The sequence below is a fragment of the Psychrobacter sp. W2-37-MNA-CIBAN-0211 genome, assembly GCF_040309405.1.
Taxonomy (GTDB): Bacteria; Pseudomonadota; Gammaproteobacteria; order Pseudomonadales; family Moraxellaceae; genus Psychrobacter; species Psychrobacter glaciei.
This window is the reverse complement of record NZ_JBEOOU010000452.1, coordinates 1-248: the sequence shown is the minus strand read 5'-3', so window position 1 is coordinate 248 and position 248 is coordinate 1. Positions and strand designations below refer to the sequence as shown.

1 pseudogene is annotated in these 248 nt (G+C 53.6%); it reads right to left on the bottom strand.

Annotated elements, in window-relative coordinates:
* A pseudogene (locus tag AAEY72_RS15855) lies at positions 1–248 on the bottom strand (hypothetical protein); the annotation flags it as partial.

Below are 248 nucleotides of genomic sequence, written 5' to 3'. Positions count from 1 at the left end.
ATTGATATCAACATGGCCGTCACGATGCGGCGCTTTTTCGGTAAATGTCACGTTAGCGACATCCTGCCAGGACTGCATTGCCTGCCTGGCTTGCTCTGCCTGCTGTGGAGTGAAGCCCTTGGCGACGCGATAGGACAACGTGGTTTTGCCGTCACCGTTATTGTCATGAACCTTGTAACCGCCGCGGGTGAGCTGTTTCCCAGCCTGTTGCGAAGTGAACACCGGCTTTTTGCTGTTTAGCGTAGATA